The organism is Streptomyces sp. NPDC048483, assembly GCF_040651455.1.
Classification (GTDB): Bacteria; Actinomycetota; Actinomycetes; order Streptomycetales; family Streptomycetaceae; genus Streptomyces.
The window spans coordinates 1-15,394 of the sequence record NZ_JBEZJZ010000054.1 but is presented as its reverse complement, the minus strand read 5'-3'; the positions used below and the strand labels follow the sequence as shown (position 1 = coordinate 15,394).

The following is a 15,394-nucleotide window of genomic DNA, read 5'->3' as shown; positions in this document are numbered from 1 at the left end:
TCAGCGGTCGGCGTCCGGGGTGCGGTGGGAGACGGTGCGCGGGGTGTGCTCGTATGACAGCGGGGTGAAGGTGTCGATATGGCCCAGGCGGCCGTCCTCGGCGCGCCAGATGCCGTTGGTGTAGCCGGACTCCTCGGCGGTGTAGATACGGATGTAGCCGCCGGTGGCCCGGCCGGAGCCCTCGTCCGTCAGCCAGCACATCAGCTCGTGATGGGCCTTGCCGCGGGCGAATTTCAACAGGTCGTCGCGCTCGGTGAAGAAGGCGATGGTGCCCAGGGTGTACGGGAAGCGCCAGTACACCTTGTGCCAGACATAGCCGCGCATCCGCCGCATCTCGCGGACCATGCGCAGCCAGCGGGGCGTCAGGGCCACGATGGCGCGCAGGCCGGAGTAGGAGGTGGCGCCGACGAACAGGGCGCCGGCCGGGCCGGGGGCGGGGGTGCGGGAGAAGTCGGTGCTGCGCACGTCAGGCCCCGCCGCGGATCAGATAGCGGTTCTTGATGGACGAGGCGCCGGCGAACGGGCCGGTGCCGTACGCATGCAGCTCGATCGCGATCTCGCGCGCCGAGGGGTCCTCCTCCACCGACTGGGCGAAGTCCCTGCTGGTGGCGGCGAGATGGCGCAGCACACCGTACTGGCAGGACTTGGCCAGCCGGTCCGCCTCGGCGGCCGACAGCGTTGCCCCGCGCCGCAGCTGGACATGCACGACCGGCCGTGCCTCCAGATCGTCGCCCGCGCCGAGTGCCAGGCAGAACCCCTCGATCAGTTCGGCCAGCGGGTTTCCTGCATAGAGTCCGTATTCGACGTCCTGCGGATAGATGTTGGCCCCCATGTAAGAGATGGTCGAATCGGCCCGTCCGTACAGGAACAGCAGCGGCAGCCGCATCCGCTCGCGGCCCGCGGCCGCCTGTGCGCGGTCGAGCAACTCGGGCCGGGACACGGCCAGTTGCTCCAGCTTCCGCCAGGCCTGGGGGAACGTGGTCAGCGTTCCCTCGTCGCCGATGTTGTAGCGCAGCTTCGGTGCCATCACGGCGGTGGAATTGATGGTGCACAGCACCTCGCCGGTGCGGGCGTCGCCGGTGGTCTCCAGATAGGTCTCGAGTGGGTTGTACTGGAAGACCATCGGCAGGCGCTGTTCGTCCGCACCGAGGAAGGCCGCCCGCGCCGCCGGGTCCTCGCGGATCAGCCGGCGCAGCCAGACGGTGAACGTGGTCTCGCCGCCCATGCCGATGGTCAGGTCGGAGGCGCCGTATCCGGAGCGGACCTTGCCGAAGATGTCGCCGACGTAGTCGCGCAGCGCCTCCGTCATGCCTTCGCCGCCGACCATCGCCGCCAGGCGGTAGTCCTTGCGGGCGGCGGCGAACCACTCCTCGGTGGCCAGTCGGTCCCGCAGATGCTTGAGGAAGGGCGGGTAGGCGGTGACGAGGTAGTCGTAGCGCGGTCCGAAGTGGCGCAGCGTATCGACGATCTTGTCGAGGTCGGGACCGGTGTTCTTGACGGTGGCGATCCGGGCCATCGCGATGCCGGTGTTGGTGCCGGTGGCCCAGGCGCCCATCGAGTACGCGTTGATCACGAACAGCTTCTTGGAGGGAAAGACGAGGGAGGTGTACCCCGCGACATTGCGGTGCACGGTCTTCAGCTCGCGGCGCCCGCGGATCCAGTTGTACGGGGTGCCGGAGGAGCCGGAGGACTCGTCGACGACGCTGCCGGCGATCTCCGGCCTCCCCTTCCAGCACCGTTCGTGCTCGGGGTACGCCGTGACGTACGACTCCTTGTCGGTGGGCGGATAGGACGTCGTACGAAACCAGCGGAAGCGCCAGCCGTGGCGGTCGAGATGGGCGGCGTACGCGGGCACGTCGAGCGCCGCGAACTGACAGGTCATCCAGGCGTGCAGATGCGCGAACCGCCCCATCCAGGGCCGGTAGTTACGGGCCATCAGCCGCCAGGTCACGGGCCGCACGCCGTACAGACGGTAGAGCGAGGTGAGCGCCGCGGTGACGGCGCGCAGCAACCACTGCCGCGCGGGTGTACCCATGATGCGAGATCCCCCAGACCCGATCGATGCGGTGTGTCACCGACATCCTCGGGGCCGGGCCTGGAGGCGTCATGAGCTCGGCTACTCAGTTCTGCGCGTGAGTATCCCGGACGTCCAGGGGGCCGGCTTCGCCCGATACTCTGCCCGACGTGATCAACTCGTATACGGGCCGTGACGATGCCGGCGTGGCGATAGCTGCGGCCCGCGCGGGCGCGGACGTGGTGCGCAGCATGTACGGCCTGCGGCTCGCCCGCATCGACAAGGGCGCCGGAGACTTCGCCACCGCCGCCGATGTGGAGGCCGAGCGGACGATCCTCGGCGTCATCCGTGCGGCTCGGCCCGATGATGCGGTGCTCGGTGAGGAAAGCGGGCCGCAGGGTACGGCCGGCGCTGTACGCCAGTGGCTGGTGGATCCCTTGTGCGGCACGCTCAACTACGCCGTCGGCAACATGCTGGTGGCCGTCAACGTGGCGCTGCGCAACGGGGCGGCGGCGGTGGCCGATCCGTTCAGCGGCGAGGTCTTCTTCACCGACGGTGAGGCCGCCTGGGTGCGGCACGACGGGGCCGATGCGCGGCCGGCGCCCACGCCTGCCGGCCGGCTGGTGGACGTCAACCTGGATCCGCCGTTCCCGAGCGCGCCCGGATTCCGGGCCGTGGACCTGCTGGCCCACCCCGAGTTCGTTGCGCGGTTCCGGCCGCGGGTCGTGTCCACGACGCTGGCGTTGGCCTGGGTCGCCGCCGGCAAGCGCGCCGCGTATGTCACCGATGGCGGCGACCTGTCAGGGAGCGTGCATTTCGCCGCCGGTATCGCCGTGTGCCGGGCCGCCGGCTGCGTGGTCACCGGGATCGACGGCGCCCCGATCGGGCAGGCGGGCCGCGGACTTGTGGTGGCCGCCGACGCCGACACCCACGAGCGGCTGATGTCGGTGATCCGCAGTCGCAGCTAGTGCGCGCGTGCCCTGGCTGGGGCCGCTCGGCGCGCACGACAGAAAGTGACTGATTTGGGGCATTCGGGTGAAACCTTACGGTTTCCCGCGCGTAACGGTCCGTGTGCAGAGGCAAGGAGACGGCCATCTGGCGTGCCTTGCCGGAGGGAAGTCGCTTCGACCGCCTGCCGCCGCTCCCTGCCCTGGGGCGCTACTCCCTGCAGCACGGAATGCCAAGTTGCCTCCCTGATGTCTGACTGGCTGGTGACCGCACTCCGGCCGAGTACGTCACGAGTCGCGAAGGAGAGCGCAATGGGATGGAACCGCAATGATCTGACCGCCGCTTCGGGCAGCCCCGCGCCCGCTGCCGGGAACCCGGACGGCTACACCTGGGACGTGGACAAGACCCAGCACGTGGTTTACCGGGGCCAGGACAATCGCATCCACGAGCTGTGGTTCAACGGCGGATGGCATCACAACGACCTGATCGCCGCGTCGGGCAGTCAGGTTCTGGCGAACGGCGACCCCTCTGGTTACACCTGGGACGTGGACGGCACCCAGCACGTCGTGTACTGCGGCCTGAACACCCACATACAGGAGCTGTGGTTCAACGGCGCATGGCACCACAACGACCTCCACGCCGCATCGGGCCTCCCGAAACCCGCCCATCCCAACGGCGACCCCGCGGGTTACACCTGGGACGTGGACAAGACCCAGCACGTCGTGTTCTGCAATGAGGACAGCAACGTCCAGGAGGTGTGGTTCAACGGCACCTGGCACCACAACGACCTGAACATTGCCTCCGGCAGCCCCGCGAAGGTGGCGGGATTCCCGGACGGCTACACCTGGGACGTGGACGGCACCCAGCACGTGGTCTACCGCGGCCACGACAGTCACATCCATGAGCTGTGGTTCAACGGCGCCTGGCACCACAATGACCTGACCGTCGCGTCCGGCAGCCCCGCGGAGGCCGCCGGCGACCCCGCCGGGTACACCTGGGACGTGGACAAGACCCAGCATGTGGTCTTCCGCGGCCACGACAGCCGCATCCATGAGCTGTGGTTCAACGGCGGATGGCACCACAACGACCTGATCACCGCGTCGGGCAGCCAGGTTGCGGCGGATTCCGATCCGGTCGGCTACACCTGGGACGTGGACGGCACCCAGCACGTGATCTACCGCGGCCAGGACAGTCATATCCATGAGCTGTGGTTCAACGGCGCCTGGCACCACAACGACCTGACCGTCGCGTCCGGCAGCTCCGTGCAGGCTGTCGGCACCCCGGCCGGGTACACCTGGGACGTGGACAGGACCCAGCACGTGGTCTACCGCGGCCAGGACGCTCACCTCCACGAGCTGTGGTTCCCGGCGTGATGCCCCTGGCGCATCCAAGGACGGCCCACCGGTCCCGCATCGCGGCCGGCGGGCCCGTCCGGCCAACGGTGTGACGCGCCGGAGTGCCCGTCAGTCCTCGTCGTACGGGGCTTGAGCACCGTCCGGGAGGCCGAAGGCGTCCAGCAGCCGCTCGGCCGCCAGCGTCGCCGTGATCGCGCCCTCGCGTACCTCGTGCTCGATACCGGGGCCGAGACGGCGCACCTCCGGGTGCTCCTGGAGGCGGTCGATGAGCCGCTCGCGCACCATCGACCAGGTCCAGTCGACCTGCTGGGTGCGGCGGCGCTCGGCCAGGGCGCCGGTGGAGTCCAGCAGGGTGCGGTGCTGCTCGATCCGCTCCCAGACCGTCTTCAGGCCGGTGCCCTCGCGGGCGCTGCACGTCAGGACCGGAGGCGTCCAGACGGCGTCGGCAGGCTGCAACAGCCGTAGCGCACCGGCCAGTTCGCGGGCCGCCGAGCGGGCGTCCCGCTCGTGCGGCCCGTCGGCCTTGTTGACGGACACCAGGTCCGCCAGCTCCAGGACGCCCTTCTTGATGCCCTGGAGCTGGTCGCCGGTACGGGCCAGCGTCAGCAGGAGGAAGGTGTCGACCATGTTGGCGACGGTGGTTTCGGACTGGCCGACGCCGACCGTCTCCACCAGGACGACGTCATAGCCCGCCGCTTCCATGACGACGATGGACTCGCGGGTGGCCCGGGCCACCCCGCCCAGCGTCCCGGACGTGGGCGAGGGGCGGACGAACGCCGCCGGGTCCGTCGCCAGCCGCTCCATCCGGGTCTTGTCGCCCAGGATGGAGCCGCCGGTACGGCTGGAGGACGGGTCGACGGCGAGCACCGCCACCCGGTGCCCCATACCGGTCAGCAGCGTGCCGAGGGCGTCGATGAAGGTCGACTTGCCGACGCCCGGCACCCCGCTGATGCCCACCCGGCGGGCCTGTCCTGCGTACGGCAGCAGCCGGACGAGCAGTTGCTGGGCCGCCGCGCGGTGGTCGGCCCGGCTGGACTCGACCAGGGTGACGGCCCGGGCGATCCAGGCCCGCGAGCCGGCCCGTACCCCCTCGGCGTACCGTTCGACATCGATCGTCGCAGGCATGACCCCCCGCTCAGAGCTCGTGGCCGAGGACCGAGGCCAGGTCCTTGACCAGGTCGTGGGCGGCATCGGGGATGACCGTGCCGGGCAGGAAGACGGCGGCCGCGCCCATGTCGCGCAGCGGCTGGACGTCCTGCGGCGGGATCACCCCGCCCACCACGATCGTGATGTCCTCCCGGTCCTCGGCGGCCAGCGCCTCCCGCAGCGCCGGCACCAGCGTGAGGTGGCCGGCGGCGAGGGACGACACCCCGACGATGTGGACGTCGGCCTCGACCGCCTGACGGGCCACCTCGGCCGGCGTCTGGAACAGCGGGCCGACATCGACGTCGAAGCCCAGGTCGGCAAAGGCCGTGGCGATCACCTTCTGGCCGCGGTCATGGCCGTCCTGGCCCATCTTGGCCACCAGGATGCGCGGCCGGCGTCCCTCGGCGCGCTCGAACCCGGCCACCAGGTCGCGGGTGCGCTCGACCCCGGAGGAAGGGCCCGCTTCGTCTCGGTACACACCGGAGATGGTACGGATCTGCCCGGAGTGACGTCCGTAGACCGTCTCCAGGGCGTCGGAGATCTCGCCGACGGTCGCCATCGCGCGCGCCGCGTTCACGGCCAGTGCGAGGAGATTGCCCTCAAGTCCCGCACCGGGACCGGACTTTGCCGCCTCCGTCAGCGCCCGCAGCGCGTCCTGGCAGGCCACCTCGTCGCGCTCCGCGCGCAACCGCTTCAGCTTCTCGATCTGCTGGGCGCGCACCGCGGAGTTGTCGACCTTGAGGACCTCGATCTCCTCATCCGTCTCCACCGGGTACTTGTTGACGCCGATCAGCGCCTGCCGCCCCGAGTCGATCCGCGCCTGGGTACGGGCCGCGGCCTCCTCGACGCGCAGCTTGGGGATGCCCGCGTCGATGGCCTTGGCCATGCCGCCGGCCTCCTCGACCTCCTCGATGTGCTGCCAGGCCCGCCGCGCCAGATCGTGAGTGAGCTTCTCGACGTACGCGCTGCCGCCCCACGGGTCGATGACCCGGCAGGTCCCCGACTCCTGCTGGAGGAAGAGCTGGGTGTTACGGGCGATCCGCGCCGAGAAGTCGGTGGGCAGGGCGAGCGCCTCGTCGAGGGCGTTGGTGTGCAGGGACTGGGTGTGGCCCTGGGTGGCGGCCATCGCCTCCACACACGTCCGCGTGACGTTGTTGAAGACGTCCTGAGCGGTGAGCGACCAGCCCGAGGTCTGCGAATGGGTGCGCAGGGAAAGGGACTTGGGGTTCTTCGGGTCGAAGCGCTGGACGAGGCGCGCCCACAGCAGCCGGGCCGCCCGCAGCTTGGCGATCTCCATGAAGAAGTTCATGCCGATCGCCCAGAAGAAGGACAGACGCGGGGCGAAGGAGTCCACGTCCATGCCGGCCTCGATGCCCGCGCGCAGATACTCCACCCCGTCGGCGAGGGTGTAGGCCAGCTCCAGGTCGGCCGTCGCGCCCGCCTCCTGGATGTGATAGCCGGAGATGGAGATGGAGTTGTAGCGCGGCATCTTCTGCGAGGTGTACGAGAAGATGTCGGAGATGATCCGCATCGAGGGCTGCGGCGGATAGATGTAGGTGTTGCGGACCATGAACTCCTTGAGGATGTCGTTCTGGATGGTCCCGGCCAGCTTCTCGGGCGGTACGCCCTGTTCCTCGGCGGCCACGATGTAGAGGGCGAGTACGGGCAGCACCGCGCCGTTCATCGTCATCGACACGGTCATCTTGTCCAGCGGGATGCCCTCGAAGAGCTGCCGCATGTCGTAGATCGAGTCGATGGCGACGCCCGCCATGCCGACGTCGCCGGTGACGCGCGGGTGGTCGCTGTCGTAGCCGCGGTGGGTCGGCAGGTCGAAGGCGACCGACAGGCCCTTCTGTCCGGCCGCGAGGTTACGGCGGTAGAAGGCGTTGGACTCCTCGGCGGTGGAAAAGCCCGCGTACTGCCGGATCGTCCAGGGCTGGTTGACGTACATCGTCGGGTACGGGCCCCGCAGATACGGCGTGACGCCCGGGTATGTGCCCAGGAAGTCCAGGCCCGCCAGGTCCGCCTCGGTGTAGAGCGGCTTGACGTCGATGCCCTCCGGGGTCTCCCAGGTCAGGTCCTCGACGCCCTTGCCGGTGGCCTGCTGGACGGCGTCCGCCCACTGCCCGGCGTCGGCCGCCGCGGCCGGGCCACCCAGCTCCACCGTGCTGAAGTCCGGGATGGCGCCCGCCTGTTGCGTCGACTCACCCATCACGCCACCTCCATGACATCCAGGGCCGAGGACAGCACCTCGACCGCGTCGCAGCCCGCGAAGACGAACGCGTCCACACCGGCCTCTACGAATTCCTCGCGGCGCTCGCCCGGCCTACCCGCCAGGTGCACCCGCAGCGCCCCCGCCGACTTCAGCGCGGCCGCCACGGCCGCCGCTTGCTCGCCGTACACCGCATCGCTCGCACACAGACAGGCGGTCCGCGCGCCGCTGCGGGCGAACGCCTCGGCCACCGACTCCGCGTCCACGCTCTCCTGGAGGGTCTCGATACCGCCCGCCTGGAAGAGGTTGGCGGCGAAGGTCGCCCGCGCGGTGTGCGCCGCGACCGGACCGAGTGCCGCCAGGAAGACCTTCGGGCGTTCCCCGCCGGCCGCCAGATGCGCGTCGGACCGGGACCGCAGCCTCTCGTACGCATCGTCCCTGCGCACCCGCGGCAGCCCCCCGCCCACCGGCGCGGGAGCCGGGTCGCGGTGGACGGGCGGCTCGGCGAGATGCGGGAACTCGCTGACGCCGGTGATCGGTTCGCGGCGGTGGGCGAGGTCTTCGCTGCGGTGTGCCCAGGTGCGCGCCAGCCGCTCGCCGAGCATCCCGGAGCGCAGCGCCGCGGCCTGACCGCCCGCGCCCTCGATCTCCTGGAAGAACGCCCAGGCCGCGTGCGCCAGTTCGTCGGTGAGACGCTCCACGTACCAGGAGCCGCCCGCGGGGTCGATCACCTTCGACAGGTGGGACTCCTCCAGCAGCACGGACTGGGTGTTGCGGGCGATACGGCGGGCGAAGGCATCGGGCAGGCCCAGCGCCGCGTCGAACGGCAGCACCGTCACCGCGTCCGCGCCGCCCACGCCCGCGGACAGCCCGGCGACGGTGGTGCGCAGCATGTTCACCCAGGGGTCCCGACGGGTCATCATCACCGTGGAGGTGACCGCGTGCTGGCGCTGCGCGGACGCCTCGGACGAGGCCCCGCACACCTCGGCGACCCGCGCCCACAGCCGGCGGGCGGCGCGCAGCTTGGCGATGGTCAGGAACTGGTCGGCGGTGGCGGCGTAGCGGAACTCCAGCTGCCGGCAGGCGTCGTCGATGGCGAGACCGGCCCCCGTCAGCTCCCGGAGGTAGGCGACGCCGGTGGCCAGCGAGGCGCCCAGTTCCTCGGCGGTGGAGCCGCCCGCCTCGTGGTACGGCAGCGCGTCCACGACCAGCGCCCGCAGCCGCGGCGCATCGGTGGTGCAGCGCTCGGCGAGCCGGGCGGCCGCGGCCAACTGGTCGGGCAGCGAGCCGTCGTCGCCGGTACGGGCCAGCAGGCCGAGCGGGTCGGCGCCCAGGTTGCCGGACGCCTCGGACAGCGCCACGCCACCGGCGTCGTACAGCCGCAGCAGTTCCTCGGCGGCCGCGGCGAAATCGGCGCCGGGGTCCAGGGCCACGGCGGCCAGGTCCAGATAGACGCCCTGGAGTGCCTGCGCCAGCCCCGCCACCGGGATCCCGCCGTCCCCGACGGTCAGCCACAGAGAGGTGACGCCGTTCTCCAGGTCGGCCAGGAGGCAGGCATGGGCGCGCTCGGGATCGGTGTCCGCATGGCGCTGGCGTACGTCCCACCCGGCGGCGGCCGTGCCCTCGGGGCGGCCGGCCCGTACGAAGGGCGGGAAACCGGGGTGGCCGGCGGCGGCCGACGTGTCCTCGGCGGTGTACAGCGGGCGGATGCGGATCCCGTCCTGGAGATCTGTGGCAAGCGCGTCCTCGGCGGCGGCACCGGCGGCTTGCGTGACGCCCGATTTGCGCAGCACGCCTTCGACAAGGCGCTGCCACTGCTCTCGGTCCACGTCCGGGAATGCGGCGGCCAGGGGGAGTTCGGGGGACTCGGCGGTCATGGCAGCAGGCTAGGCGAACGACCGTTCGCTGGAGCAGGGCTCCCGCTGTGACCTTGCCCTCTTTGGCCTGGCGTTTGTCCGTATCGGACCGGCATTGCGCAGACATCCGACCGCCGTCCCGCCCTGATCGATCAGCGGGCCCGGGTTGCCGGGAGGTGATCTTCCGGCTCAGTACGGTGGGTGCGGCACCCTCCCCCAAGCTCATAGGGAGCAGGGGGACCCCCCAGAGGAGCGCGATGTCCAGGCTGCCGATCACCCGCACCGCGGCCGTCGCGGCCCTGCTCCTGACCGTGTCCTTACTCCTCTGGGTGCTGCCAAGGGGCGCCGCCCCGGACGGCACCCCGTCCTGCACCGGCCGCCGCATCGCCTCCTGGTCCACCGATACCGGACACACCGTCGCATTCGCCCGCTACGGCGACGACAACACCCGGGTCGACGACTGGACCGGCGGCGACGGCACCCACTCGGTCCGGCTGCCCGACGGCCGTAGCCTCTGGCTCTTCTCCGACACCTTCCTGGACCGGGTGCAGCCGCCGCCCAACCCCCAGGGACAGCAGCACCGTTGGCGCACGGCGGACCGCGGCGGCACGCCCTACCTCAGGCACAACTCCCTTGTCCTGATGTCCCGTTCGGGACGGCCGGAGCGCACCCTGACCGGCGGCACCGCGGCCGCACCCGGCCCCTTCTTCCCGGACCCACCGGGCGGCGGCTGGCGCTGGCCGGTCCACGCGAGCGTGGAACCCCGTACGCCCGGGAGCCGGGAGAAGGTCGTCCGCGTCCTGCTGTGGAACCGCGCCCCCGGTACCGGCCCGTGGATCTTCGGCGTGCCGCGCGGCACCGAGGTCGCCACGCTCTCGCTGCCGGGCCTGCGCCTGGAGGGGATCACGGAGACCGTGGGCCAGGCGTCCGTCGCGGATCCTGGACGGCGGGTCCTGTACGGGACGGCGGCGGTCACCGAAGGTGCCTGGACGTATGTCTTCGGTGGCGACGACCCGCCGTCGTCGCCGGCCTCCAGCGCCTACCTCGCGCGGGTCCCGGCCGGCCGGCTCGGCGACCGCGGCCGATGGCGGTTCTGGGACGGCGCCCACTGGCAGCGGCGGGCCGGGAGCGCCCGGCCGGTGCTGCGCGCGGGCGGGCGGCGCAGCGTCGGCAGCGCCTTCACCGTCGTCCGTGATGATGGGGGCGCCCCCGCGCATGGGGGTACCCCCTCTCGAGCGAAGCCCAGAGTGGGGGACACCTGGGTGCTGTTCACCATGGACACCGGGGGAGCGGGCACGGCAGGGATGCGGACGGCCACCAGCTACTGGTCCTGCTCGCCCCGCGGCCCCTGGCACGGCCCGAACGGCCGCATCACCCCGCCCCGGCCCGCCGACGCCGACCCGCAGTACGTGGCCGCGTACAACCCCCAGGTGCACCCCGGTTTCACCGCGTCCGGACGGCGGCTGCTGCTCAGCTATGACATCAACTGGCTGGGCCCGGCCCCGGCTGACCCGCGCCTCAACGGCAATGTGGAGCTCTACCGGCCGCGGTTCCTGCGGGTGCGGCTGCGGCCGTGACGGCGCTCGGCGGCGCTGCGGTGATCGACCGCTGCAGCGCTCAACTCCCGTGCCGAGCACGCCAGTTACGCGCCGCCTCGTCGACATTGAACGGTGTGAGATTCAGTGGCGGCCCCTCGAGCGGCGTACGCAGGGCCGCGCGGATCCGCTCGTTGACGTCCGTCAGGATGCGGCGCAGGGCCGCCTCGGTGGGGGCCTTGGACGCGGCCTCCAGGGCGTCCTCGGCCTCCTTGCGCAGTACCAGCGACGGCGGCAGATACGAGACGTTCTCGCGCGCCATCTTCTCCTTGATCCACCACAGCTCGTCGTACGGCCGGTCGAGGTGGGGCAGCGGCTTCCCGGCGCCGGGCAGGTCGGCGAACTCGCCGCGCTCGGTCGCCTCGCGGATCTGCCGGTCGACCCAGGTCTCGTAGGCGGGGCCAGGGGGTTCGCGCTCGGTCATCGCGGGGCCTCCCGGGGTTCGCCGGCGGCCGGTCCTCGTGGCACACGGGTGCCTGCCTTCACCGTAACGCGCGCGTACCCCGGCGCGGGTCTCAGCCCGCGGACCTCGGCGTCGCGGTGTTCGGGCTCGGCTGGACCACCGGGAAGGCGTTGTTGCCGCCGCAGACCATGGGGCCGACGCGGACGCCCTCGCCCACGACCGTGACGGTGACCTCGCCCGGCGGCTTGTCCCCCGGGACGCGGGCGTTGGCCGCCGTGCACACCAGCTGGTTGAGCGAGGGGGAGTCCAGCAGCTTCGCATTCATCGGGAGCGTGAGGGCGACCCTGCCCTGGCCGGTGGTGGCGGTCAGCCGCCCGGGGAACTTCGGCAGCACGCTGGAGAGACCGCGCTGGCGTTCGGCGTGGTTCGGGCCGTCCATCAGCAGCTCGATGGCCTCCTGCGGATCGACCGGTGCCTTGGCGGGGCGGGTCGCCGAGCGCAGCCCGTTCGGGCCGTAGAAGAACAGCTGGACGTCGGCGGCGGGCTCGCCGGGGGACTTCACGCCGGTGGCGGGCTCGCCGGCGTCGATCACGTCGGTGGACTCGATACCGCAGCCGGTCAGCGCACCGGCCAGCGCACCGGCCAGCAGGCCGCCCGCCAGGCCGCCCGCCACGGTCCGCCGGACCCGTGCACCGAGCAGGGTATTGAGGGCATTGAGGGCGTTCATGCGTCGTTCTCTTTCCCCGCGTCGGGACAGCCGGCGTCCGGGCCGTCGCCGTCCGCGGCGGTGTGCTCCGGGGCCCGCCGCAGCGGCAGCTCCACGGTGAAGACCGCGCCGCCGTCGGGAGAGTTGGCGGCGCGCAGGGTGCCGCCGTGCAGCCGTACGTTCTCCAGCGCGATGGCCAGACCCAGACCGCTGCCCTCCGAGCGGGCGCGGGCGGAGTCCGCCTTGTAGAAGCGGTCGAAGACATGCGGCAGGACCTCGGGATCGATGCCGGGGCCGCTGTCGGCGATCTCGATCAGCAGCCGCCCGGATTCCGGCTCCGGGGCGGGCAGCCGTACCCGGACCGGCTCGCCGCCGTGGTGCAGGGCATTGCCGACCAGGTTGGCGACCACCACATCCAGCCGCCGCGGGTCGAGCCGGGCCCGTACGTCCTGCGCAAGCTCCGCCGTCACCCGCTGCTGCCAGGCCCTGGCCTGCAGCGTCTTGCGGATGGTCTCGGCGACGTCCACCTCGTCCAGATGCAGCGCGGCGGCCCCCGCGTCGAACCGAGAGACCTCCATCAGGTCCTCCACCATCCGCGCCAGCTTGCCGGTCTCCTGGCTGATCAGCCGGACCGCGGAGGCGGTGTCGGGGTCGAGGGATTCGGCGTCCTCGTCGAGGATCTCGGTGACCGCGGACATCGCCGCCAGCGGCGTGCGCAGCTCGTGCGAGACATCGGCGGCGAAGCGCCGGGCGTTGGCCTCCAGCCGGCGCAGCTCCGCGACGCTCTCCTCCAGCTCGGCGGCCATGTCGTTGAACGTCCGGGACAGCTCGGAGAGTTCGTCGGTGCCCTTCACGTCCAGCCGGGTGTCCAGCTTGCCCTCGGCGAGCCGCCCGGCTGCCTGCCGCAGTCGCCGTACGGGCCGCAGCACCCCGCCGGCGGCCAGCAGCGCCGGGATCACAGCCAGCGCCAGCACCGGCACCGCGCCGCCCCGCGCCGCGCTCACCAGCGCTTCGACATTGGCCTCCTCGGCGTTCAGCGGCAGCTGCGCGTAGACGGTCAGCGCGGAGGCCTTGCCGTCGGACTGCCGCACCGGCATCCCGATCACCAGCCAGGGGGCACCGCTGTGGTCGGTGCGCTGGAAGACCGGCACATGGCGCTTCTCCACCGACTCCCGCAGACCGGGCGGAACCACCACACCGCCGCGCAGCCCGCTGTCCTCGCTGTCCGGGACACCGTTGTAGTGCACCGAGATGTCCCAGTCCCGGGAGGTGCCCGAGCGCTCCAGCTGGACCCGGAAGAAGTCCAGGTCCGACTGGGAGGGCGGCACCGTGAGTTCCGGCGCCAGCGAATTGATCTGCGCCCGCAGGTCGTTGACGGCGATGTCCTGGGAGCGCTGGAGGATGGCGTTACGGGCCTCGCGGTAGGTCAGGCCCGCGGTGGTCAGCGCGCTCACGGCGGCCACCAGCACGAACACGACGACGAGCCGGGCGCGCAGCCCGCGCAGACGGGTGGGGACCAGCCGGCCCAGGCGGCTCACAGGGGCCCGAAGCGGTAGCCGAAGCCCCGCACGGTCTGGACGTAACGGGGGCTGCGCGGGGTGTCCTCTATCTTCGTCCGCAGCCGCATCACACACGCATCGACCAGCCGGGCATCGCCGTGGTAGCTGTGCTCCCAGACATGCTCCAGCAACTGCTGGCGGCTGAAGACCTGCCCCGGCGTGGCCGACAGGAACAGCAGCAGCTTCATCTCCGAGGGGGCCAGCGCCAGGTCCTGGCCGCCCTTGCCGACGACCAGGCCGGCCCGGTCGATGGCCAGCTCGCCGTACGTCTCCACGGGCGTCGGGCCCGGCTCCGTACCGGGCGAGTCCCCGTTGGCGGGCAGCGCGGTACGGCGTAGCACCGCACGGATCCGTGCCTCGAGGACCTCGCCGCGGGCGGGCTTGACGATGTAGTCGTCCGCGCCGGCCTCCAGTCCGAGCACCACGTCCAGATCGTCGCCGCGGGCGGTGAGCATGATGATCGGCAGCTGCCGGTCGGCACGGATCAGCCGGCAGATCTCGAAGCCGTCCTTGCCGGGCAGCATCAGATCGAGCAGGACGATGTCCGGGCGGAAGCCCGGCAGCACGTCCAGGCCTTCCTCGCCGCTGGCCGCGGCCGCCACCTCGTGGCCGCGCCGCCGTAGTGCGAGGGTCACTCCGTCCCGTACGGCGGCGTCGTCCTCGATCAGAAGTACACGTGGCATGGGTCCAGTATCAAAGAGTTTCATGATGGATCCGTAACAGGAGCAGCCTGCCCCCGGTCCCCTGCATCTGTCGTGGTGCAAGGCGGCGTGTGCGACGGCACCGCCGTCTTCGGTACGCACATGAGCATCGGGTGAGGGACGGGATTCACATGGCACGGCGGCGCTTCGGCATCGAGGGCGGGATCATCGGAGTGGTCGCAGCGGCGGCCGTGTCGCTGACCGCCGCGGGGATTCTCGCGTTCGTCCAGTTCGGTGGCTCCGAACAGGCCAGCGCCGACTCGGCCGGCAAGGACGGCCGGCAGGCGGCCCGTACCGTCAAGGTGAAGTCGTCGATCGTGCACGCCTCGGACCGCCCCGGCCGCAGCCTCAACATCACCATCGACGACGGCCCCGACCCGGTCTGGACCCCCAAGGTGCTCGAGGTCCTCAAGAAGCACGGCGTCAAGGCCACCTTCTGCATGATCGGCCCGCAGGCCGCGGCCCACCCCGACATCGTCCGGCAGGTGGTGGCCGCCGGACACCGGCTCTGCAACCACACCGTCGCCCACAACACGGCCATGGACCACCGCCCGCAGAGCTACCAGTCGCAGCAGATACTCGGCGCCCAGAAGATGATCGAGAAGGCGGCGGGCGGAGCCAAGGTGGCGTACTACCGCGCGCCCGGCGGCGCCTTCACGCCCTACAGCCGGCAGCTCGCCGCCGACCACGGCATGCGCCCGCTGGGCTGGAACATCGACAGCAAGGACTTCGAGAGCGGCAGCGTCGCGGCGATCGAGGCGACGGTGCGCGGGGAGCTGACCAACGGGCCGACGGTGCTCTTCCACGACGGCGGCCGCAGCGGTGGGCACCGGCCAGTTCTCGATCATCCGCAGGCTCTGCATGTCCCGAGCCTACGGGGTGCCCCCGCCCCTTCAAAT

The 15,394-nt window shown here is 71.4% G+C and carries 13 protein-coding genes; 4 read left to right on the top strand and 9 right to left on the bottom strand.

What is annotated here, in order from left to right; all coding sequences use genetic code 11:
• Nucleotides 1-465 (bottom strand): DUF4188 domain-containing protein, encoded by a 465-nt coding sequence (locus tag AB0D04_RS24910; protein WP_362707211.1) that lies wholly within the window; start codon nt 463-465, stop codon nt 1-3.
• Nucleotide 466: 1 nt separating this feature from the next.
• Nucleotides 467-2,035 (bottom strand): phenylacetate--CoA ligase family protein, encoded by a 1,569-nt coding sequence (locus AB0D04_RS24905; protein ID WP_362707209.1) that lies wholly within the window; start codon nt 2,033-2,035, stop codon nt 467-469.
• Between the two features lie 149 nt (nt 2,036-2,184).
• Here AB0D04_RS24905 and AB0D04_RS24900 point away from each other — a divergent pair, with 149 nt between their 5' ends.
• A complete protein-coding gene (locus tag AB0D04_RS24900) occupies nt 2,185-2,982 on the top strand; it encodes an inositol monophosphatase family protein (protein WP_362707206.1) in 798 nt (265 codons plus the stop codon).
• Between the two features lie 291 nt (nt 2,983-3,273).
• Nucleotides 3,274-4,335 (top strand): WD40 repeat domain-containing protein, encoded by a 1,062-nt coding sequence (locus AB0D04_RS24895; RefSeq protein ID WP_362707203.1) that lies wholly within the window; start codon nt 3,274-3,276, stop codon nt 4,333-4,335.
• 90 nt (nt 4,336-4,425) lie between these two features.
• Here AB0D04_RS24895 and meaB read toward each other — a convergent pair whose 3' ends face one another.
• Genes meaB through AB0D04_RS24880 form a run of 3 tightly spaced genes read right to left on the bottom strand, consistent with a single transcriptional unit; the run spans nt 4,426 to nt 9,552 of the window.
• Complete coding sequence (gene meaB, locus AB0D04_RS24890) at nt 4,426-5,442, bottom strand: methylmalonyl Co-A mutase-associated GTPase MeaB (protein WP_362707200.1); 1,017 nt, start codon at nt 5,440-5,442, stop codon at nt 4,426-4,428.
• Between the two features lie 10 nt (nt 5,443-5,452).
• Nucleotides 5,453-7,675 (bottom strand): methylmalonyl-CoA mutase, encoded by a 2,223-nt coding sequence (gene scpA / locus AB0D04_RS24885; protein ID WP_362707197.1) that lies wholly within the window; start codon nt 7,673-7,675, stop codon nt 5,453-5,455.
• Nucleotides 7,675-9,552 carry a methylmalonyl-CoA mutase subunit beta gene (locus tag AB0D04_RS24880; RefSeq protein ID WP_362707194.1) on the bottom strand — a complete coding sequence of 626 codons (1,878 nt, stop codon included), beginning with the start codon at nt 9,550-9,552 and terminating at the stop codon, nt 7,675-7,677. The genes scpA and AB0D04_RS24880 overlap by 1 nt, the downstream gene beginning before the upstream one ends.
• Before the next feature lie 236 nt (nt 9,553-9,788).
• Between AB0D04_RS24880 and AB0D04_RS24875 the strand changes: the two genes are divergently transcribed.
• On the top strand, nt 9,789-11,108 hold the full coding sequence (locus tag AB0D04_RS24875; RefSeq protein ID WP_362707191.1) for a hypothetical protein: 1,320 nt from the start codon (nt 9,789-9,791) through the stop codon (nt 11,106-11,108).
• Between the two features lie 40 nt (nt 11,109-11,148).
• Here AB0D04_RS24875 and AB0D04_RS24870 read toward each other — a convergent pair whose 3' ends face one another.
• From AB0D04_RS24870 to AB0D04_RS24855, 4 genes are all read right to left on the bottom strand, one after another.
• Nucleotides 11,149-11,550 carry a DUF1992 domain-containing protein gene (locus AB0D04_RS24870; RefSeq protein ID WP_362707189.1) on the bottom strand — a complete coding sequence of 134 codons (402 nt, stop codon included), beginning with the start codon at nt 11,548-11,550 and terminating at the stop codon, nt 11,149-11,151.
• A gap of 91 nt (nt 11,551-11,641) precedes the next feature.
• Nucleotides 11,642-12,256 carry a hypothetical protein gene (locus AB0D04_RS24865; RefSeq protein WP_362707186.1) on the bottom strand — a complete coding sequence of 205 codons (615 nt, stop codon included), beginning with the start codon at nt 12,254-12,256 and terminating at the stop codon, nt 11,642-11,644.
• A complete protein-coding gene (locus AB0D04_RS24860; protein WP_362707183.1) occupies nt 12,253-13,773 on the bottom strand; it encodes an ATP-binding protein in 1,521 nt (506 codons plus the stop codon). Before AB0D04_RS24860 ends, AB0D04_RS24865 begins: the two co-directional genes overlap by 4 nt.
• Nucleotides 13,770-14,477, bottom strand: coding sequence for a response regulator transcription factor (locus AB0D04_RS24855; RefSeq protein ID WP_362707180.1), 708 nt, complete (start codon nt 14,475-14,477; stop codon nt 13,770-13,772). The genes AB0D04_RS24860 and AB0D04_RS24855 overlap by 4 nt, the downstream gene beginning before the upstream one ends.
• A 149-nt stretch (nt 14,478-14,626) precedes the next feature.
• Here AB0D04_RS24855 and AB0D04_RS24850 point away from each other — a divergent pair.
• On the top strand, nt 14,627-15,394 hold a 768-nt coding region (locus tag AB0D04_RS24850; RefSeq protein WP_362707177.1), incomplete at its 3' end, for a polysaccharide deacetylase family protein.

What these genes read in the sequence shown, in the direction of transcription:
- AB0D04_RS24870 (WP_362707189.1), bottom strand. Translation starts at nt 11,550, where the DNA reads ATGACCGAGCGCGAACCCCCTGGCCCCGCCTACGAGACCTGGGTCGAC.
- AB0D04_RS24905 (WP_362707209.1), bottom strand. Translation starts at nt 2,035, where the DNA reads ATGGGTACACCCGCGCGGCAGTGGTTGCTGCGCGCCGTCACCGCGGCG.
- meaB (WP_362707200.1), bottom strand. Translation starts at nt 5,442, where the DNA reads ATGCCTGCGACGATCGATGTCGAACGGTACGCCGAGGGGGTACGGGCC.
- AB0D04_RS24855 (WP_362707180.1), bottom strand. Translation starts at nt 14,477, where the DNA reads ATGCCACGTGTACTTCTGATCGAGGACGACGCCGCCGTACGGGACGGA.
- AB0D04_RS24875 (WP_362707191.1), top strand. Translation starts at nt 9,789, where the DNA reads ATGTCCAGGCTGCCGATCACCCGCACCGCGGCCGTCGCGGCCCTGCTC.
- scpA (WP_362707197.1), bottom strand. Translation starts at nt 7,675, where the DNA reads ATGGGTGAGTCGACGCAACAGGCGGGCGCCATCCCGGACTTCAGCACG.
- AB0D04_RS24895 (WP_362707203.1), top strand. Translation starts at nt 3,274, where the DNA reads ATGGGATGGAACCGCAATGATCTGACCGCCGCTTCGGGCAGCCCCGCG.
- AB0D04_RS24865 (WP_362707186.1), bottom strand. Translation starts at nt 12,256, where the DNA reads ATGAACGCCCTCAATGCCCTCAATACCCTGCTCGGTGCACGGGTCCGG.
- AB0D04_RS24880 (WP_362707194.1), bottom strand. Translation starts at nt 9,552, where the DNA reads ATGACCGCCGAGTCCCCCGAACTCCCCCTGGCCGCCGCATTCCCGGAC.